This is a genomic window from Mesorhizobium sp. P2_D6 (assembly GCF_056404315.1).
Genome location: NZ_JBFUEG010000006.1, coordinates 147727 through 168149, shown reverse-complemented (window position 1 = coordinate 168149; position 20423 = coordinate 147727). Strand labels below are relative to the sequence as shown.

The window sequence follows — 20423 nt, the reverse complement described above, 5'->3', positions numbered from 1 at the left end:
TCAGCCTTAGAGCTGAAACTCAGCGGGTCATCATCTCATCGAAAGCTTTTTGGGCGGCCTCGCCGTTCTTGACCCACCAGTCGGCGTTCGAAAACACCGAAGTGCCGGCATTTTCAGGCGCCGTCGCCAGGGTCTTGAGGCGATCCTTGGGGATAAGACCACCCTCATAGCCGGCAGGATTGACCGGACCATAGGCGATGAAGTCGGTCAGCTTCGCCACCCGTGCGGGCTGCGTCATCGCCGCGATGAGCTTCATGGCAGCTTCCTTGTTCGGCGCCCCCTTCGGCACCGCAAGGCAGTCCGTGCCGATGACGGAACCCTTGAACGTATAGTCGATCGCGCCGCCATCCGTCTTCACCGTCTGGGCTCGCCCATTCCAGGTGACGACCAGATCCGCCTCGCCGTCTTTCAGCAATTGCGCCGACTGCGCTCCGGAGGTCCACCACACCGAGACATTTGGTTTGATCGCGTCAAGCCGCTTGATGGCGCGCTCCAAACCCTCCGGCGTGCTGAGCACGGGATAGACGTCCGCCGGTGCCACGCCGTCCGAGAGCAGCGCGATCTCGATCAAGTCCTGCGCATTGGCGCGCAGCGCGCGACGGCCCGGGAATTTGGCGACGTCCCAGAACTCCGCCCAGGTCTTTGGTGGATTGTCGCCATAGGTCTTGGTGTTCCACGACATGACGGTGCCATAGGAGTCGAACGGATAGCAGTAGTCGGACTTTGCGCCGGCCGGCACGGAGTTGGGATCGATGATCTTGTAGTCGAGCGGCTCCAGCAGCGACTGTGCGGCTGCCTGCGCGCCTTCCGGTGAGCCGAGGTGGATGATGTCGGTCGTAACCGCACCCGAGGTTACCTGCATCTTGAGGGCAGCCAGGCCGTCGCTTTGCGTCTCCTCGCGGACATCATAGCCGAGCTCTTTTGCAGCGGGAGCCCACATGGCCTCCTTTATGGCGTTGCCATAGTCGCCGCCCGCCGTGGTGATGGTGACTGTTTGGGCATAGACGGGCAAGGCCGCCGAGACTGCGATCGCTGCCAGGGAAATGCGTAGTAACCGGGACATGATTTCTCCTCCTCCGGATTTATCAAAATGCCGAAAAGATAGCTTTTTTAACAATCGTAACGTTACGATTACCGAAAATCGCCCTATAGTCAAGCTGACGCCGGCAGCTCCGTTCAGGCTGGAGGCCTGGATTTGACCCTCAGGTCGAATCCGGTAACGTTGCGATGCCCAGCAGGATCAGCCGGCGCTTTCGCAAATGAAGTCGGGCGATATGGCCAATTTAAAACAGATCGCGGCAGAACTTTCCCTTTCGGTGACCACGGTGTCCCGCGCTCTGAAGGATGGGCCGGAAGTGCAGCCGTCGACCATAGCCCGCGTCAAGGAAGTGGCGAAGCGGGTCGGGTATGTTCCCAATCATCACGGTCGCGCGCTCAAAACCGGACGAACCCTGACGCTGACGGCAGTGCTGCCGATGGAGACACGCGACTACCTGTCCGATCTGGCGAAGCTTCCCTTGATCGAAGGCATGACGCTGGCGGCGCGGCAAGCAGGCTACAGTCTGTCCATCTATTCGACCACGCCCGATGACGATCCCGTCGAAAGCGTACAGCGCCTGCTCGACGCGCGCAGCGCGGACGGCCTGATCATCACGCGCATGGTCTCGGGTGATCCGCGCGTCAAGTTGCTGCTGGATCAACGCATCCCGTTCGTGGCGTTTGGAAGAACCGACCTGGACATCGCGTATCCCTATGTCGATATCGACAATGAGCAGATTGCCTACGATGCGACGCAACGGCTCATGGACAAGGGCTGCCGGCGTATTGCCCTGCAACTCCTCGTGGCGAAGGATCAGGCGAGCGCCATGCGTCTTGCCGGCTATGGCAGGGCGATGGCCGAGGCCGGTATTCCGATCGACCAATCGCTGATCGGTCACGGCACGTTCACGATGGAATCGAGCGTAGCCTGGTTCGACCGCCTGCTGGCGTCATCAGATCCGCCGACGGGCCTGGCATGCGCCAACGAACTGGGCCTTCTGGGAGCGTTGCACGCTCTCGGCAGGCGGGGTCTTGAGCCCGGCCGCGACGTCCACATCGTCACCCGGGACAACACGCGTCTGGCGCGCTTCCTGCCGGCGAAGATCGGCGTTCATTCCGTAGACATGGCAGACGTCGGGCACAAACTCATCGAAGTCCTGGAAAGCCGGATCGCCAATCCGCTTGGGCCGGTCGTGACAGTCTTGTTGCAAGGCAAATTCGACCCGGCCGAGTAGTAGTCTGCCCGCGGTCTCAATCCGCATTTTTGCGGCGCCAAGCGATTCCGATTGGCCGTCTGGTGCTCTGGATGTCACTCCGCCGGTGCCGCCCCACCTGGCCCGCCACCTCCTGATCAAGCTCGGCGAGGAACCCGACTAATTATTTCTGCTGCCGTTGGAATAGACATTTCATGTCTCCTATAATACTCGCTTATATCGGGTCACTTTTTAGATATAGAGTACCTGTCGATCGATGCACCACAACTATCTAATACATTTATAGTTTCTTGGTGCATCCCATCCAGATCAGGATGTTTTCTTGGATAAACTAAGATGACTGCAAATCCGCGTTGTCCACTCAGAGCTGCTAAAAACGGATTCGCCATCAGCGGATGATCCCATCGCTCTACCTTGCAGCAGTCGGTATTATTTTTTAAGTACTCGCTTGCAACTGCCGTGCTTGAAATTGCATAGGGGAAATCTGGCTGTCGAGCCTCAAGGACCAACGCACTTTCAATTAACTCTGCGTCAGACGCAAAACTTTTTGTTTTTCCACAGTAACCATTCATCTCGCCGGAATACCAATACACTATGCTTACTATCGCAATAAACATAGGAGTTACAATAGATAACGCTAATATTGCTTTCTTTCCCATTCATACGACCTTTCTCTTTATTCACAATACGTGATCCTGAACTGGTAGTTCGTCAGCCCGGTCACGGCGCGTTACGCGCGCCAGTTGGGATCAACACTGCGATTGAGCACTGGATAGAGAACCCTTTTTCACCTTTCCGGCACTACGCACAAAGGGCGGACCATTCGTGGCAAGACCTTGCAGGATTTCAGCACCTTGCAGGATTTCAGCGTTTTGTGCTGGTTTGCGTGGGAACGCCGTCATGCTTTACCACCTCGTTGCAGTGGATTATGGCCGAGGCGGCATTGACGCGCGCGTTGGATGCCGAGATCGCCGGGCGCCGCTGGCGCTAGCGGCGCCCGCGCTCACCCCCTGCAGTGCCTTGGCGCCACCCCTCACTCAGCCGGCGCAGCACCCACCTGGCCCGCCACCTCCTGGTCGAGTTCGGCCAGGAACCCAACAATGCGGGATGCATTATCGCCGAGGTCGTAGCGGCCGTAGCGGGAGGCCGAGCGCATGTCGACGACGATGGTGTCGCCATCATTGCTCACCCGGATCGCGACGTCGGCGGGCAGGCCGACCACGAAGCTCCGGGCCACGGCCGATATCGTTACCTCGTCCTGACCGTCTGTCACCGGATAAGGTGCGGTAAGCTGCCAGTCGCGGCGGTCGAGCACGGTTTCGACAGCGTCGACGACGGTTTCGAACGGCAGATCGTAGCTGCGCCCGGTGACCAGCGGATAGGCGTCGGTCTGCAGGCGCGCTTCGCCCGGGGTTGGCGGCGCGAGCAGGTTCATATCCTTGGTGCGGTCGCTGGTATCCAGCGCCGGCGGGTTGTCGAGATCGGTCGAGATGTCCCTGAGCGGCGGCGTGGTCGCCACCCAATAGGCAGCGATGCCGTAGGGCGTCAGCACCAGCAGCGCCAGCAAGGCGCCGACCGAGAGGTCGCGCCCGCCACGGCCGCCGAAATGCCACAACCTGGACAAAGCGAGGCCGGCAAACAGCAAAGCGAACGCGGCAAGCAGGGCGACGATCGCCAGCACCCACAGGAAGGCCGGCGTTTCGACCAGTTCGAAATGATGGCCGGCCAGCACGGTCAGCAACAGCACCAGGGCAAAAGCGCCCGTCCGCCGCGACCAGCCGGCCGCCCTCGATGTTTGCCGCTCGTTAACGTCCATTGTCTTCAGCACCGCCCCAACCCGCACAGAGGCTTAGAGCAAGTCATGCTCAAATTGAACATCCCTTGCTCGTTGTTTCCACGCATGTCGTTGTCCCAAAACCGCTTCGCACTTTTGGGCGACATGCTCCAACGTTTTCGATAACCGCATGCGGCCCAAAAACGTACGACCTCAATCAATCCGTCGGCAGGCGGTAGTCGCTGAACTGCTTGCGCAAGGTGATCTTCTGTATCTTGCCGGTGGCGGTGTGCGGGATTTCGCCGACAAAGGCGACGTCGTCGGGCATCCACCACTTCGCCACCTTGCCGGCCATGAAAGCCAGGATGTCGGCCTTGCTCGGCTCCTTGCCCGGCTTGGCGACCACGACCAGCAAGGGCCGTTCGCCCCATTTCGAATGATGGACGCCGATAGCGGCTGCCTCGGCGACGTCGGGATGGCCGACGGCGAGGTTTTCCAGGTCGATGGTCGAGATCCACTCGCCGCCCGACTTGATCACGTCCTTGGCGCGATCGGTGATCTGCATGTAGCCGCCCGGATCGATATGGGCGACGTCGCCGGTGTCGAACCAGCCGTCCTTGTCGAACTGCTCGGCGCCGACGCCGCCATAATAGGCGCTGGCGATGGCCGGGCCTCGCACCTTCAGGCGGCCGAAGGTCTTGCCGTCCCAGGGCAGTTCCTTGTCGTCGTCATCGGTTACTTTCATCTCGACGCCGAAGGGCGGGTAGCCTTGCTTGCCCTGGACATCGAGCCGGGCCTCGCCCTCGAGCTGCTGATATTGCGGCTTCATGGTGCAAAGCGTACCGAGCGGCGACATTTCGGTCATGCCCCAGGCATGGATGACCTCGACGCCGTAATTGTCCTGGAATTTCCTGGTGATGGCGCGCGGACAGGACGAGCCGCCGATGACGACTTTGCTCAGATGGGGAAGTTTCTTGCCGGTCTCTTCCAGATGTTGCAGCAGCATCATCCACACGGTCGGCACGGCGGCGCTGAAAGTCACCTTCTCGGTGTCGAGCAGCTCGTAGATCGAGGCGCCGTCCATCTTGCAGCCGGGCATGACCAGCTTGGCGCCGATCATCGGCGCGCTCTGGCCAAGGCCCCAGGCATTGGCATGGAACATCGGAACGACGGGGAGAATCGTGTCCCGCGCGGAGATGCCCATGGCGTCGGGCATTGCGGCAATCATGGCGTGCAGCACGTTCGAACGGTGGCTGTAAAGCACGCCCTTGGGATCGCCCGTCGTGCCGGAGGTGTAGCACATGCCGGCAGCGGTGTTTTCAGGGAACGTCTTCCAGGCGAAGTCGCCATCGGCCTCGTTCAGCCAGTCCTCATAGGCGACCACATTCGGCAGCGTCGTCTCAGGCAGATGCGCCTTGTCGGTCAGCACGATCACCTTTTTCAGCGATTTGACCGCGCCGGCGATCTTTTCAAGCAGCGGCACGAAGGTCAGGTCGACGAAGATCGCTCTGTCCTCGGCATTGTTCATGATCCAGACGATCTGCTCGGGAAACAAACGCGGGTTCAGCGTGTGGTAGATGGCGCCGATGCCCATGATGCCGTACCAGGCCTCGATGTGGCGCGCCGTGTTCCAGGCCAGGGTCGCGATGCGGTCGCCGAGCACAAAGCCATCGCGTTCGAGCCTTTGGGCAACCTTCAGGGCGCGGCGATGGATCTCGGCATAAGTGGTGCGAACGACCGGACCTTCGATCGAGCGCGACACGATCTCTCGCGTCCCGTGTTGCCGCTCGGCATTGTCGATCAGCTTGTGGCAGAGCAGCGGCCATTCCTGCATCAGTCCGAGCATCTGGTTCCTCCCATTGGTTCCTCGTTCTTCCGTTTTTGTTCCATTGTGAGACGAACGGACAGATTGTCCAGTCATCAAGTCTCCAACCGTTAACGGCTGAAGCAAGCAGTGATCGAATCCCTAGGGAAACCGCCACAATCCGGCCATCGTCGGTGTTAACGTTCGTTAACGGGGCAAGGGGTGCGATAGGCGACTGAAAGAGGTTCGCATGGACGCGCAGCTCGACGACACGCAGGTGCAAGACAGGCCGTTGGACGACAACCAGGCCGAAGACGTGCTGCTGGACGATATCCAACTCGACGACAAAGAGCTTGAAGACACGTTGGCCGCAAGCCTGGCCGATCTGGTGCCGGAGGCCAAAAAGGTTTCCGAAGACGAATTTGTCGAGGTGGTCGGCGGCGCCCTCGAGGCGGTCGGCGGCACGCTGCTGTTCAAAATGTGCGTCCAGAACGAAGGCGAAGGCCAGCATGTCGCGGCCGCATCGATCGGCGATGGCGGCAATCGCCAGTTCCTGCTGCTCACCTTGCCGACCGGCGGCGGCGCGCTGAAGGTCGAGACCACGTCAAGAAGCACCAACCCGGTGGCCGGCATTGCCGCTGCCTATGCCGGGCTGATGGACGTCTTCAAGACCGCGGCCTGACGTTCGCATATTTGTGATCGTTTCAACGACCGGCCAGGCACACCTGTCTGTCACGATGGCCTTGCGCGACAGGTTCTCCGAACACATTTGAGGGATATGGGAAGCAATCCCCCGTGCTCCCAATCGGACAAGGAGACCCCCCGCATGGACCAGATCGCCAACCCCGCCCCCGGCTTCCAGAGCAATCCCGGCAAGATCATCACCGTCGAGCCCTATCGCGGTACCGTCGTCGTGCGTGCCGGCGATACGGTCATCGCCTCATCGACGCGGGCGAAGCTGCTGTCCGAACCGCCCTACCCCCAGCATTTCTATATCCCCTTCGAAGACATCGATTTCACGCAGCTCGGCAAAACCGCCCTGTCGACCCACTGCCCCTACAAGGGCGACGCCAGCTACTGGAGCGTGCTGCCGGCCGGCGAAACCGGCAAGGACGCGATGTGGGCCTATGAGCGACCCTTCGACGAAATGGTCGAGATTCGCGACCACGGCGCGTTTTACGCCAACAGGGTCACGATCGAAGCCACGCCGGCCTGAGGGCTGCATGCCCTGAAGGTTAGCCAGAACGCTCGTCGCGTCGTTATCATATGACCAAGCTTATAGGCCTCGGCCGAGTCCCGAATGTTGGCGATGGCTCTCAGGCGGCGATGAAAACCGCCTTCCGCCGCAATCTAATCCGTCGTCCCGTCGTTGCCGACGCCATCGGCGTCGTCGAGCCGCACGAACGTCAGCCCCTTGGCCTTCAACGCCAGCAGGCCTTGCACGACGCCCTCGCCGGCGGCGTGGGTCGGCTGGTTGATGTGGGCGATGATCACATCGCCATCCTTGGCAGCGCCAATGCGGCGGGCGGTTTCTTTTGCGCCGAGCAACGAGCCGCCATCGCCGTTTATCGAAAAGCCGGCGATCTTGAAGCCGAGCTTGCGGATCATGGCGATGGCCGACGGGCTGTATTCGGCGGTCGCGCCGCGGAACCATTTCGGCGCCGGCTCGCCGGTCCGCGCGAGTGCCGCCGCGCCCGACTCGACTTCGGCCTGCACCGCTTCAGGGCTGCCGGCGCTGCGGATGCCGTAGATTTTTTGCGGCGTGTCGACGGCCGGGATGTGATGGCCGCCATGGTTTTCCAGTTCGAACAGATCGGGATGCGCGCGCATGATCTCGACGGCGGCGGCATTGCGCTTCAGCCAGATGCCGGTGACGAAGATCGTCGCCGGAATCCGGTTCTCCACCAAGGCCGAAAGTATCCTCGTATCGGTCTGCCCGCCGCAGGCGTCGAGCGTGAGCGCGACGCGGCCCACATTGCCGCCCGCGTCCGCCTTGAGGCGCAGCGTCGGCTCGACAAGCGGCGCCGCGTGGGCCGCAAATGCGGCCCAGAACGATAAAGCGGTGGCCCAAATCAGTTTTTGCAAGGGATGCCTGTTCTGTTTCAGAATCGGCGCTGTCATAGCCGCATTCCAAGACCCGCAACAAGGCGGAAATCGGGACATCGGCCATGCAGAAAGCTGATATCCCGACAATGTGACCGCCGCGCACCATCAGACGGCGTGTTCCAGCTCCACTTGCGTCCGCGACAGGACTTGGCCCACCGCGGCGACGACCGGTTCGACCTCCAGGCGCCAGACGCAGCACGCCTTGCTGGGATCGAGCGGATTGCACAGGCTGCCCGCGACGCAATTGCACGGCATGGACGGCTGCAAAGCGAGGCTGGGCACGCCGACCGGCCCCCAAACGGCCGGGCTGGTCAGGCCATACAGGCCGACAACCGGCGTTCCGGCGGCTGCTGCCATGTGCATAGGGCCGCTCTCATTGCCGACAAACAGTCGCGCCTGTTGCAACACCGCCAGCAGCGTTTCCAGCGACAGCGCGCCGACGAGGTTGACGATCGGCGACGCGGCGTGAGCGAGGATCTGCTCGGCGGGCTTGCGCTCGTCCGGTCCGCCGACCAGCACAAAGTCCAGTCCGGTCTCGCGCGCAATCGTGTCGATCGCCGCGGCAAAGCGTTCCGGCTGCCAGCGCCGGCCGTGAAAGCTCGCGCCGGCATGCACGGCGATGAAGCCGTTCGGGCGCAAACGATGTCTATCCAGCAATGCCTGGGCCCTCACCGTCTCCAGCGGCAATGGCAGGATCGACGGCGCGCGCACGCGCAGAGCCACGCCAAGCGGCTCGAGCGGCGAGAGATAGCGGTAGAGATAGTGCTGCTCGCCAAAGCCGAACGGCTCGGCAAACAGATTGGCCGGCTGACGCTCATGCCAGCGCAGCGGCCTTTCCGGTGGATTGTAGCCGACACGGGTCCTGGCATTGAGGAACCTGACGATGATGCGCGAGGTCTTTGAATCGGTGAGGTCGATGGTCAGGTCGAAACGAAATTGGCGCAGCTTGCTGATCATCGAATAGAGTTCGCGTCCCCGCTCCAGCGGGGTGCCGCGCATGGCAGCGCGGCGGAAGGTCACGACGTCCGAGGCGATGCCGTGCGCGGTCACGAAACTGGCGAGGCGGGCTTCGCAGAGGAAGGCGATCCTGACGCCGGGATATTCGAGCTGCAGGTTCCTGGCGAGCGTGGAGGACAGAACAATATCGCCGATGAACTTGGTCTGGAGGATCAGGATCGAGCGGAAGGGTTTGGGCGAAATCTGCAACATCTGTTTCTCGGCACCGGGCGGGTTGGGGGACCGTGAAATTGGGCAGAAACGATGTCGGGATTGCGTGCTGAGCCGCGCACATCAGCGTGAATTTGCTTACAAAATCGTAAGCTTAGCGCCAAATGGCCACCCCTGGGGTGGCCATTTGCGCGACGCCGAGAGGACTATGTCGAAATCAGGATGCCGCGGCGCTCTTTTTGGGGCGCGGCGCGACCATCTTGGCAATCTGCACCGCGGCCTGCGCGGCGGCCAATCTCGCAATCGGCACGCGGTAGGGCGAGCACGAGACATAGTCGAGGCCGACCTCTTCGCAAAAGCGGATCGAGGCCGGATCGCCGCCATGCTCGCCGCAAATGCCGAGCTTGATGTCGGGCCGCGTCGCCCTGCCCTTTTCAGCCGCCATGCGCACCAGTTCGCCGACGCCCTCGATGTCGAGCGAGACGAATGGATCCTGCTCGATGATGCCCTTCTGACGGTAGGTCTCGAGGAAGGACGCCGCGTCGTCGCGCGAGATGCCGAAGGTGGTCTGGGTGAGATCGTTGGTGCCGAAGGAGAAGAACTCGGCCGACTCGGCAATGACATGTGCGCGGATCGCGGCGCGCGGAAGCTCGATCATCGTTCCGGTGAGATAGTCGATCTTGACGCCGGTTTCTTCCATGACGCTCTTGGCGACGGCGTCGATGCGCGCCTTGACGTAATCGAGCTCCTTCACCAGGCCGACCAGCGGCACCATGATCTCGGGAACGACCAGCGCGCCGGCTTTCTTGCCGGCCTCGACGGCGGCCTCGAAAATGGCGCGCGCCTGCATCTCGGCGATCTCGGGATAGGAGACCGCGAGACGGCAGCCGCGATGGCCGAGCATCGGGTTGAACTCGTGCAAGGCCTCGGTGCGCTGCCTGAGCTTGTCCGGCGAGACATTCATGGCAGCGGCGACTTCGGCCACTTCGGCTTCCGTCTTTGGCAGGAATTCATGCAGCGGCGGATCGAGCAATCGGATCGTCACCGGCAGGCCGGCCATGATCTCGAACAGTTCGAGGAAATCCGAGCGCTGCATCGGCAAAAGTTTGGCCAAGGCGGTGCGGCGGTCCTTCTCGGTATCGGCCAGGATCATCTCGCGCATGGCGACGATGCGCTCGCCGTCGAAGAACATGTGCTCGGTGCGGCACAGACCAATGCCTTCGGCGCCGAAGGAGCGCGCCATGCGCGCATCGAGCGGCGTCTCGGCGTTGGTGCGCACCTTCATGCGGCGCGTCGCATCGGCCCATTCCATGATGGCGGCGAAATCGCCGGAGAGTTCCGGCTGCAGCATCGACACGGCGCCCTTCAGCACCTGGCCGTTGCTGCCGTCGATGGTGATGATGTCGCCCTTGCGGAAGGTCTGGCCCATCGACATCAGCGTGCCGGCCTTGTAGTCGACGCGCAGCGAGCCGGCGCCCGACACGCAAGGCTTGCCCATGCCGCGCGCCACCACGGCGGCGTGGCTGGTCATGCCGCCGCGCGTGGTCAGGATGCCTTCCGAAGCATGCATGCCGTGAATGTCTTCGGGGCTGGTTTCGATGCGCACCAGGATTGCCTTGCGCCCTTGCGTGTTCAGTTCTTCTGCATCGGCGGACGAGAAAACGATCTCGCCGGTCGCAGCACCCGGAGAAGCCGGCAGGCCGACGCCGATGACGTCGCGCGGCGCCTTCGGATCGATGGTCGGATGCAACAGCTGGTCGAGCGAGGCCGGATCGATGCGAGCGACCGCCTCTTCCGTGGTGATCAGCCTGTCGCGCGCCATTTCGACGGCAATCTTGAGCGCCGCCTTGGCGGTGCGCTTGCCGGAGCGCGTCTGCAGCATCCACAATTTGCCACGCTCGATGGTGAATTCGAGATCCTGCATGTCGCGGTAGTGCTGTTCGAGGCGGTCGGAGATGTCGACGAAAGAGCGGAACGCGTCCGGCATCAGCTTCTGCAGCGACGGCTTGTCGGAGCCGGCGGCGATGCGCGCCGCCTCGGTGATGTTCCGCGGCGTGCGGATGCCGGCCACGACATCCTCGCCCTGCGCGTTCACCAGGAACTCGCCATAGAGCATCTTTTCGCCGGTCGAGGGATTGCGGGTGAAGGCGACGCCGGTGGCCGAGGTCTCGCCCATGTTGCCGAACACCATGGCCTGGACGTTGACCGCCGTGCCCCAGCTTTCCGGGATGTCGTGCAGGCGCCGGTAGGTGATGGCGCGGTTGTTCATCCAGCTGGAGAAGACGGCGCCGATCGCGCCCCAGAGCTGCTCGTGCGGGTCCTGCGGGAACGGCTTGTCGAGTTCCTCCTCGACCTTGGCCTTGTAGAGCGCAATGACGCCCTGCCATTCCTCAGCGGTCAGTTCGGTGTCGAGTTCGTGGCCAAGGCTCGCCTTCTGGTCCTCGAGGATTTCCTCGAACACTTCGTGGTCGAGACCCATGACGACGTCGGAATACATCTGGATGAAGCGGCGGTAGCTGTCATAGGCAAAGCGGGCATCGCCGGAATCGGCGGCCAGTGCCTCGACCGTCTCGTCGTTGAGGCCGAGATTGAGCACGGTGTCCATCATGCCCGGCATCGAGGCGCGTGCCCCGGAGCGGACCGAGACCAGCAGCAATTTCGACGGATCGCCGAAACGGCGCCCGGTCAGCGTGCCGATATGGTCCAGCGCTTTTGTGACATCGGCTTTCAGCTGGGGCGGATAGGTGTTGCCGTTGGCGTAATAGGCGTTGCAGACCTCGGTCGTGAGGGTGAAACCCGGCGGCACCGGCAGGCCGAGGCTGCACATCTCGGCCAGATTGGCGCCCTTGCCGCCGAGAAGATTGCGGTCACCCGCACGCCCCTCCGCGGCGCCATCGCCGAAGGTGTAGACCCATTTGGTCATGCTCGCCCTCCAAGTCCTTGGAAGAAACAACACCGGAGCCAAAGCCCGGTTCCCCCGCGTCCGACCCGAGCGTTATTATGCTGCAGTGCGAAAGGCAAGGCGTGGTCAGCCAAGCCTGGCCACTACAATCGATTAAGCAAAAGCTGCGTCAAAAAGACTTGCCGGCCAGCCGCCCGCGATATAGAACATATCATGAACAAGTTGGGAGTAGCGTGATGAAACTCAACGGAAAACTCGACTATCTGGAATTGCCTGCGACCGGCGGAACGCTGGACAGCGTCAAGGCGTTCTACAGCGCGGCGTTCTCGTGGTCGTTCACCGATTACGGGCCGACCTATTCGGCCTTTGGCGAAGGGCTCGACGGCGGTTTCCAGGCCGATGGCGCGGAGGCGCCGACCAAACCGTTGCCGGTGCTTTATTCGCAGGATCTGGAAGCAACCCTCGACGCGGTTGAGAATGCCGGTGGCACGATCGTCAAGCCGATCTTCTCGTTTCCGGGCGGCAGGCGGTTCCATTTCACTGATCCGGCCGGCAATGAGTTGGCGGTCTGGGGCGAATAGCGAGCGCCCGTGCCAAGCGGTGGATCAGTTTTGCACAGGGCCAACTCGGCATTGAGCTTTCGTGCCGCTCGTCCTATAAGGCCGCGCGCAGCGGGCAAAGCCCGCCTGCTGGGGCGTCGCCAAGTGGTAAGGCATCGGTTTTTGGTACCGACATTCCCAGGTTCGAATCCTGGCGCCCCAGCCAATTCACACGCCTTTTGAAATCAATGATTTACAGACGCCATGAATGGCTGCCGTCAGCGGCTATCCGGCTCCCCCACGCGACCCGACTCCATCCACAGAGCCGGGCCGTGCGAAGAGGATCAGTAGTCGCTGTCGTCCTGGATGATGACGGGATGACGATGACGATGGTGGCGACGCTCGATTGAGCCGGTCACGATAACAGTATCCGGACGATGATGTCTGCGGCCGTGGTCGTAGAAGGCAACCGTGCCGTGTTTACGGTGATGAAGGCGTTGACCCTGGTCATTGATGATCTTGACGGTCTTGTGGTGATGTCGATGGTGGGTCGTGATGATTACGTCAGCTTCGGCTGCCGAAGCTATCGCCGGCATCGCGATGAACAGCGCCAAAGCGCTCACGATCATTGTTTTCATTGCAATATATCCATCTTCTGATCATCCCTTCGCGGGGATAACCACCTCCCATCCCTTTGGTTCCGAGTGGCGTCGTCGGTTCTCGCGGCGGCGCGATCAGTGACCGACGCTCCCGCGCAAAACGGCATGTCGAAAGGGAATTTCGACACCAGGTCTTGTTGGCAGGACGCTCTTTCAAAGCCGCCATGAGGAGTTGCGCAGCTCAACAAAGCAGTGCTGCGAACGACCCTCGGCCTTTCAGGATTTCCGAAAGGACGAACCAAGCAGGCCGCCTCAGATTCCGTAAGAAAGTGCAAAGTAAGCCACCGGTCCCAAGATCAGCAAAATCGCCATCGCGATAAGCACGGCGATTGCCAGGCGCTCTGTTCGCCTGACAAGGTCAGCGACTTTGTCGTCGTCAGCCCGCGGTATAAGATCAAGGACCGAAGAAACTTCCGTAGGACTGTCGTTGTCGTTTGCGGGTGGGGTGGTTGCGCGTTCACGCACGGATCTCTGGACAAAAGTCACTATTAGCCTCGTTGTTGAAACGTCACGCCGATTGGCGGTCCCACGACAATCGGGTGCCCGCTAGTCTATGGAGAATGGCGGGCACCCGATTGACCGCCGATGAAGGGACTCATACTCGGCAGCCTGGTTGCAATGTATTGGGAGGGCATAGGTTGCTCACCTTCGACCTATGACTCTGACGCCAGGACTTCAGTCATACCCAGTTCGGACCTTAGTCTGACGGCGGACGAAACGGATGGCGGCCATTCGTTTCGACGCAGAAAAATGCGGGAACATTAGTAGGCTCTGACGAGTTCACTCTCAGCAACAAATTTTCGGGAGAGACATTGTGAACAACATAATTTGGCTCGTCGGAGCAGTGGTCATCGTGATTGCGATACTGAGCTTCTTTGGCCTCCGATAAACGGGGCGCCTGCCGAATTGGCGACAAACACGAACTCGTTCGCGCAACTTTTCTGGGAGAATGAGTTGAGTTGAGGACGCCACGCGTCCCATCGTTTTCAAGCGACCGAAGTTGCGCAATCAGTTCGTCTTGCGGCCAATGATGCGTGCGACGCGACCGAAGCCGGGACCCGTTTCAGCCGGCTTGGCTGGCGATGCTTGCACCGTCATCGTCTCGCGCGCGGGATGATTTATGGGGTCGGAGGCCATGGCCATCACCGCCTTGATGGCCGGCTTTCGGCAGTCAGCGGTCTGCCGACTTCGTCATCCATTCCGACCGGTACCAGTCGACGAATTTCTTCAGCCCGTCCTCTATCGAGACACTCGGCCGGAAGCCGAAATCGCGTTCCAGCGCCGTCATGTCGGCATAGGTCTGCTCGACGTCGCTGGTCTGCATCGGCTCGTTGTGGCGCATCGCGGTGACGCCGAGCAGCCGCTCCAGCGTGGCGATGAAATCGTCGAGCCGCTCAGGCCGGTTGTTGCCGACATTGTAGATCCGGCATGGCGGCACTTCCGCCGGCGGCTTGTCGAGCACGGCGACAATGGCGCGCACGACGTCGTCGATATAGGTGAAGTCGCGCCACATCTCGCCATCGTTGAAAACCCGGATCGGTCTGCCCTCGAGCATCGCCTGGGTGAACAGCCAATAGGCCATGTCGGGCCGGCCCCAGGGACCGTAGACGGTGAAAAAGCGCAGGCCGGTCTGCGGCAGGCCGAAGAGATGGGCGTAGGTGTGGCTCATCAGCTCGTCGGCCTTCTTGGTGGCGGCGTAGAGCGAGACGGGCTTGTCGACCTGGTCGGTCTCGGCAAACGGCACCTTGCGATTGCCGCCATAGACCGAACTCGACGAGGCATAGACCAGATGCTCGAAGCCGACCGTTGCGCGGCAGAATTCGAGCACTTCGAGATGGCCGACCACGTTGGAACGGACATAGAGCCGGGGATTGTCCAGCGAATGGCGCACGCCCGCTTGTGCCGCCAGATGCACGACCTTGACGATGCCTTGTCCGGCCAGCGCATCGGCGAGAGCGCCCGGCTCGGCGATGTCGAGCTGGTGAAAGGAAAAGCCGTTTTGCGGCTTGAGGCGGGCGAGCCGGCCTTCCTTCAGCGCCAGGTCGTAATAGTCGTTCATATTGTCGACGCCGACGACGGCTTCGCCGCGGTTCAGCAGATGATGGCAGACATGGCTTCCGATGAACCCCGCGGCTCCGGTGACGAGTACAGGCAACAACGTTCTCCAGACACATGACCAAGCCAGCCATCAGAGGCGATTGGCTGCATTCCATTGGTGCTATAGTCGAAAGCCGGGGTTGAGGCCACTGGCCAAGCCGACGCGTCAGCTCGCCTCGCGCATCGCCTCGGCGGCCTGCAGATCGACCGACACCAGCTGGCTGACGCCCTGCTCGGCCATGGTCACGCCGAACAGGCGGTTCATGCGCGCCATGGTGATCGGATTGTGGGTGATGATGACGAAACGCGTCTCGGTGGTCGCGGCCATTTCGTCCATCAGGTTGCAGAAGCGCTCGACATTGTGATCGTCGAGCGGTGCGTCGACTTCGTCGAGCACGCAGATCGGCGCCGGATTGGTCAGGAACACGGCAAAGATCAGCGACATCGCCGTCAGCGCCTGCTCGCCGCCGGAGAGCAGCGTCATGGTCTGCGGCTTCTTGCCAGGCGGACGCGCCAGGATTTCGAGCCCGGCTTCGAGCGGATCGTCGGATTCGATCAGCTGCAGTTCCGCCGTGCCGCCGCCGAACAGATGCGAGAACAGCCGCTGGAAATGGCCGTTGACGACGTCGAAGGCGCCGAGCAGCCGCTCGCGGCCCTCGCGGTTCAGGCTCTGGATCGCTTGCCTCAGCTTGCGGATCGCCTCGATGATGTCTTCGCGCTCGGAAACGATGGTCTCCAGCCGGTCCGACAGTTCCTTTTGCTCTTCCTCGGCGCGCAGATTGACAGCGCCAAGCCGCTCGCGCTCGACCTTCAGCCGGTCGAGTTGGCGCTCGATGTCGGCCATTTCCGGCATCGGGCTGTCGGCTTCCAGACCGGTGTGCCGGATGACCAGATGCGGTGGCGTGTTCAGCGTTTCCTGGATACGCGCCTCGACCTCGAGCCGGCGTTCGTCGGCAGCCGTCAGCCGCTCCTCGGCGCGGACGCGAGTTTCGCGGGCGTCGGCCAGCGACTGGATCGCCGCGGTGGCGGCCTTGTCCAGCTCCGCCTGCTTGTTCTCGGCTTCCTGCAGACGGTCGGCAGCCGCCTTGCGCAAGGTCTCGGCCTCGGTCAGCTGAGATAGCAGCGCGCGCCGCCTGGCGTCGATCTCGTCGGGCGCGTCGGCCAGCGTTTCGCGTTCGGCCTCGGCTTCGGCCCTGCGCTCGCCGAGCGAAGCGATCTGCGTCGAGGCGTTTTCGGCACGCTGCAGCCAGCTGCTGCGCTCGGCGCCGATGGCGTCGAGCCGGCGCGTGCGCGCCTCGGCCTCGCGGCGCAGGCCCTCATGCACGGCGCGCGCGTCGGCAAGGGTTGCGCGATCCCTGCCGACATTGGCGGCGGATTGTTCGAGCTGCAATTGCAGGTCCCCGAGATCGGGCGCGTCCTGCAGCAGCATTTCGGCCTCGGCAAAGGCAGCGGCCGTCTCTTCATGGCTGTCGACGATGCGCGCGCGCGCTTCGTCCAGAGCGGCGCGACGGCTTGCCAGCTCACCGCCGGCCTTTTCGGCCTCGGCCAGCGCGTTGCGCGCGGCGTCCAGCCCGTGCTGGGCATCGCGCCCCGCCTGACGGGCGTTTCGTTCGGCCTCGCTTGCCTGGCGCAGCGCCTGTTCGGCCTGGGCAAGGGCTGCTTCCGCCTCGCGCACGATCTGCGTCGCCTGCACCGCCTCGGCATCGAGTTCGGCCAGCCGGTTCTTCTGCGCCAGCCGCTGAGCGGCAGCGGTCGGCGCATCGGCACTTGCCGTCAAGCCGTCCCAGCGCCACAGCGCGCCGTCGCGGCTGACCAGCCGCTGGCCGGGCGCAAGCAGGGCCTGCAGCCGGCGGCCGTTAGTGGCGTCGACAATGCCGATCTGCGCCAGCCGGCGTGCAAGCTGCGAAGGCGCGCGCACCACGCTGGCGAGGCTCTTGATGCCTTCCGGCAAAGCCGCATCGCTTGGTTGGACCTGGCTTTCGCCCCAATGCACCGGCGCGCTGCGGTCGAGCGGCACGTCGAGGTCTTCGCCAAGGGCAGCACCTAGGGCCGTCTCATAGCCTCGCTCGACGCTGAGCTGTTCGAGCACCGATGGGAAAAGATCGCCGCTGGCGGCATTGAGGATCTTGGCCAGCGTGCGCGCTTCGGTTTCGATCCCGGCCAGTTCTGCCTTGGCGTCCTGCAGCGGCGGACGGGCGGCACTCTCAGCGGCGCGCGCCTCGGCGACCGCCTGTTCGGCTGATATGGCGCCGGCCTCGGTCTCCTCCAGCCGGGCGAGCGCATCCTCGACCAGAGCACGCTTCTCGGCAGGGTCGGGCAAGCCCGCGACCTTGGACAGGATCTCGGACAATTCGCGATCGACGTCGGCGAGCTGCCGGGCAAAACGGTCGCGGCGTTCGGCGGTCTCGCGCAGCGTGCGCTCGATCTGGTTGCGCGAGGCGGCCGCCTCGGCCCGTTCGGCGGTCAGCGCGGCGAGTTTCGCTTCACTCTGGACGAGCGTCGCGCCGGCCTGTTCGAAAGCGGCCCGCGTGGTGGCTTCGCGTTCGGCGGCCCCGGCATTTTCAGAATTGAGTGTGGCTTCTTCCTCGCGCAGGCGCTCGAGGATATCCGCATTGTCGCGCACCATGCGCTCTTCGCGGGCGATGTCGCCGTCGAGTTGCTGCAGGCGGCGCTCGAGCTCGGCCTGGCGGGCGCGGATGCGGCCGGCTTCCTCCTCGATCTGCGCCTTGGCAATCGACAGGCGCTGGAAGGCGGCGGCAGCGGCGGCTTCGGCATCGCGCAGGTCGGGCAGCCGATGCGCGCCGATGCCTTGCTCCCTGGCGGCGCTCATCTGCGCCGAAGCGCGGTCGCCGACCAGTGCGGTGGCAACGGCCAGCGCCGAGCGCGCCTCGCCTTCCTGGGTCTTGGCCAGCGTCCAGCGCAAATGCAAAAGCGTGGCTTCCGCCTTGCGGATATCGGCCGACAGGTTCTTGAAGCGCGAGGCCTGGCGCGCCTGGCGCTTCAGGCTTTCGATCTGGCTCTCCAGCTCGCCGACGACGTCGTCCAACCGCTCCAGATTCTGCTCGGCCGCCTTAAGCCGAAGCTCGGCCTCGTGACGGCGCGTATGAAGGCCGGAAATGCCGGCGGCTTCTTCGAGCAGCGCGCGGCGCGCCTGGGGCTTGGCCTGGATCAGCTCGCCGATGCGGCCCTGACCGACCATCGAGGGCGAGCGCGCGCCGGTCGACTGGTCGGCGAACAGAAGCTGCACGTCCTTGGCGCGGGCTTCCTTGCCGTTGATGCGGTAGAGCGAGCCGGCCTCTCGCTCGATGCGGCGCGACACCTGCAACTCATCGGCGTCGTTGAAAGCGGCGGGCGCGGTGCGGTCGCTGTTGTCGAGGAACAGCGTGACTTCGGCGGTGTTGCGCGCGGGGCGCGTTCCCGAACCGGAAAAGATCACGTCGTCCATGCCGGACGCGCGCATGTTCTTGTAGGAGCTTTCGCCCATCACCCAGCGCATCGCCTCGACAAGGTTCGACTTGCCGCAGCCATTCGGCCCGACAATGCCGGTCAGGCCGCGTTCGATGACGAACTCGCCGGGTTCGACGAAGGACTTGAAGCCGAGGAGGCGAAGGCGCGAAAACTTCATTCGCGCCTGCCTACAGGTCGCAGAGGTGCGCAGACGCCAAAGCGCAGTCGCTCCGGCGCCGCCTGGACGTCAGAGCAGAGGGTCGATGATGGCCGATATTTCCTCAATCGACATCGCACCTTTGTAGGTCTTTCCGTTGATGAAGAAGGTCGGCGTCGAGTCGACCTTGAATTCATCGGCGCCGCGCTTCTGGACCGATCTCACATCGTCCAGAAGTTTCTGGTCCGTCAAGCAGGCCTCGAAGGACTCCTGTGTAAAACCGGCGAGCTTGGAGATCTGCAGCAGGGCATCCTTGGTGTTGTTGACGCCGACCCAGTTGGCCTGCTGCTTGAAAAGCACGTCCACCATCGGGAAATAATTGTCCTTTGAACAGCGCGCCAGCATGAAACCAGCCTCGGCGCTCGGATCGAACGGGAATTCGCGCAGGATGTAGCGAGCCTTGCCGGTGTCGATGTACTTGGTCTTCAACTCAGGGAAGGTGGTCGCGGCGAAATGCGCGCAATGCGGGCAAGTCATCGAGGCATATTCGACGATGGTGACCTTGGCGTCGTCCTTGCCGAGCTGCTTGTCGGGCAGAGCGCCGGGCTTCAGCAGCTCGGCCATGTTGACGTCGCCCGTCGAGTCCGGTGCCTTGGCGGCGGCCGGCGTGGCAGGCGTCGCGGCCGGCGTGGCAGGCGTCGCGGCTGGCACGGCAGGCGTTGCAGGCTTGACGTCCGCTGCCTTGGCGTCCTCGCTGGAGTCGCTGCATGCGGCGAGCAGTGCCACTGCCGGAATAACGGCCAGCGAAGACAGGAGGTTTCTGCGGGACAAGCTACGGTTCATGCGAATCACCTGACTATGGTTGGATTTTGCAATGCAAAGGCTAGAAAAGGCGAGAGTTGGCGGGAATTAAGGCATCGCTGTCCCCATTCCAATCGCCTAACACTACATGCATCATCACGAATGCGCGAGATTGGTGACGGGTTCATGACCGGCTGATTACCCTTGCCGCTTCCTCTCGCCGAGTATGGTGGCGCCCAGCCGCTCCAGCGAAGCGCGCAAGCCTTCATCCTCGATCTTTCCGACCGTATCGGACAATTTGGCCTTCTCGACAGGAGTCAACGGCCTGGGAGCCGGTTTCGTCCGGGCTTTCTCAGACAGCACCGGCTTCTGCACGATCCGGATCCTGCCGATTGCGTTGAAGCCAAGGAAGGCATTGACCCGGTTGATGATTTCGCCGGTCTCGTGCTGCAGATGCAGCGCTGCCATGCCTTCGCACGCGATGACCAGCGTTGCCGGTTCGAACGGGTCGTCTTCGTGCATGCGGCGCGGCCATTGTATCTTTTCGGGGCGCGAATGGCCGGCAAGCCTGGGGCCGGCGATCTCTTCCCACGACTGCACCAGCCCGATCGAAATGCCCGCCCGCTTGCGCAGCACGGGATCGAGGATCTGGGTGGCGAGATCGCTCACCGGAACGGGATTGCCGTAAGGCGTTCTCCCTGCCATGTACGTTCTCCAG

16 protein-coding genes and 1 tRNA gene are annotated in these 20423 nt (G+C 62.7%); 5 read left to right on the top strand and 12 right to left on the bottom strand.

Annotated elements, in window-relative coordinates; all coding sequences use genetic code 11:
• Positions 1–19: 19 nt before the first annotated feature.
• Positions 20–1063: an ABC transporter substrate-binding protein gene (locus tag AC1D1L_RS15195; RefSeq protein WP_477342413.1), complete on the bottom strand. Its 1044-nt coding sequence runs from the start codon at positions 1061–1063 to the stop codon at positions 20–22.
• Positions 1064–1259: 196 nt separating this feature from the next.
• On the opposite strand from AC1D1L_RS15195, the gene AC1D1L_RS15190 reads away from it, so the two are divergent.
• Positions 1260–2273 (top strand): LacI family DNA-binding transcriptional regulator, encoded by a 1014-nt coding sequence (locus tag AC1D1L_RS15190; protein ID WP_477342412.1) that lies wholly within the window; start codon positions 1260–1262, stop codon positions 2271–2273.
• 203 nt (positions 2274–2476) lie between these two features.
• Here the strand turns inward: AC1D1L_RS15190 and AC1D1L_RS15185 are convergent, their stop codons facing one another.
• The 3 genes from AC1D1L_RS15185 to AC1D1L_RS15175 all read right to left on the bottom strand — a co-directional run bounded on the left by AC1D1L_RS15185 (position 2477) and on the right by AC1D1L_RS15175 (position 5872).
• On the bottom strand, positions 2477–2911 hold the full coding sequence (locus AC1D1L_RS15185) for a hypothetical protein (protein WP_477342411.1): 435 nt from the start codon (positions 2909–2911) through the stop codon (positions 2477–2479).
• Positions 2912–3285: 374 nt separating this feature from the next.
• Entirely contained in the window at positions 3286–4068 is a 783-nt protein-coding gene (locus AC1D1L_RS15180; RefSeq protein WP_477342410.1) for a DUF1499 domain-containing protein, read from the bottom strand.
• A 175-nt stretch (positions 4069–4243) separates the two neighbouring features.
• Positions 4244–5872 (bottom strand): fatty-acid--CoA ligase, encoded by a 1629-nt coding sequence (locus AC1D1L_RS15175; RefSeq protein ID WP_477342409.1) that lies wholly within the window; start codon positions 5870–5872, stop codon positions 4244–4246.
• A gap of 208 nt (positions 5873–6080) precedes the next feature.
• On the opposite strand from AC1D1L_RS15175, the gene AC1D1L_RS15170 reads away from it, so the two are divergent.
• Positions 6081–6512 (top strand): hypothetical protein, encoded by a 432-nt coding sequence (locus tag AC1D1L_RS15170; protein ID WP_477342408.1) that lies wholly within the window; start codon positions 6081–6083, stop codon positions 6510–6512.
• A 144-nt stretch (positions 6513–6656) separates the two neighbouring features.
• On the top strand, positions 6657–7046 hold the full coding sequence (locus AC1D1L_RS15165) for a DUF427 domain-containing protein (protein WP_477342407.1): 390 nt from the start codon (positions 6657–6659) through the stop codon (positions 7044–7046).
• 134 nt (positions 7047–7180) lie between these two features.
• Here the strand turns inward: AC1D1L_RS15165 and AC1D1L_RS15160 are convergent, their stop codons facing one another.
• From AC1D1L_RS15160 to ppdK, 3 genes are all read right to left on the bottom strand, one after another.
• The gene (locus tag AC1D1L_RS15160) at positions 7181–7951 is read right to left on the bottom strand and encodes a polysaccharide deacetylase family protein (RefSeq protein WP_477342406.1); all 771 of its coding nucleotides are present in this window, start codon (positions 7949–7951) and stop codon (positions 7181–7183) included.
• 90 nt (positions 7952–8041) lie between these two features.
• On the bottom strand, positions 8042–9145 hold the full coding sequence (locus tag AC1D1L_RS15155) for a glycosyltransferase family 9 protein (RefSeq protein WP_477342405.1): 1104 nt from the start codon (positions 9143–9145) through the stop codon (positions 8042–8044).
• 175 nt (positions 9146–9320) lie between these two features.
• Positions 9321–12026, bottom strand: coding sequence for a pyruvate, phosphate dikinase (ppdK, locus tag AC1D1L_RS15150; RefSeq protein WP_477342404.1), 2706 nt, complete (start codon positions 12024–12026; stop codon positions 9321–9323).
• A 215-nt stretch (positions 12027–12241) separates the two neighbouring features.
• Here ppdK and AC1D1L_RS15145 point away from each other — a divergent pair, with 215 nt between their 5' ends.
• On the top strand, positions 12242–12586 hold the full coding sequence (locus AC1D1L_RS15145; protein ID WP_477342403.1) for a VOC family protein: 345 nt from the start codon (positions 12242–12244) through the stop codon (positions 12584–12586).
• Positions 12587–12695: 109 nt separating this feature from the next.
• A tRNA-Gln gene (locus AC1D1L_RS15140) sits at positions 12696–12770 on the top strand.
• A gap of 118 nt (positions 12771–12888) precedes the next feature.
• Here the strand turns inward: AC1D1L_RS15140 and AC1D1L_RS15135 are convergent.
• From AC1D1L_RS15135 to AC1D1L_RS15115, 5 genes are all read right to left on the bottom strand, one after another.
• On the bottom strand, positions 12889–13182 hold the full coding sequence (locus AC1D1L_RS15135) for a hypothetical protein (RefSeq protein ID WP_477342402.1): 294 nt from the start codon (positions 13180–13182) through the stop codon (positions 12889–12891).
• Between the two features lie 1192 nt (positions 13183–14374).
• A complete protein-coding gene (locus tag AC1D1L_RS15130) occupies positions 14375–15358 on the bottom strand; it encodes an NAD-dependent epimerase/dehydratase family protein (protein WP_477342401.1) in 984 nt (327 codons plus the stop codon).
• A gap of 108 nt (positions 15359–15466) precedes the next feature.
• Entirely contained in the window at positions 15467–18925 is a 3459-nt protein-coding gene (smc, locus tag AC1D1L_RS15125) for a chromosome segregation protein SMC (RefSeq protein ID WP_477342400.1), read from the bottom strand.
• Positions 18926–18994: 69 nt separating this feature from the next.
• A complete protein-coding gene (locus AC1D1L_RS15120; protein ID WP_477342399.1) occupies positions 18995–19747 on the bottom strand; it encodes a DsbA family protein in 753 nt (250 codons plus the stop codon).
• 156 nt (positions 19748–19903) lie between these two features.
• Positions 19904–20410, bottom strand: a complete 507-nt coding sequence (locus tag AC1D1L_RS15115; RefSeq protein WP_477342398.1) for a DUF721 domain-containing protein — start codon at positions 20408–20410, stop codon at positions 19904–19906.
• Between the last annotated feature and the right edge of the window lie 13 nt (positions 20411–20423).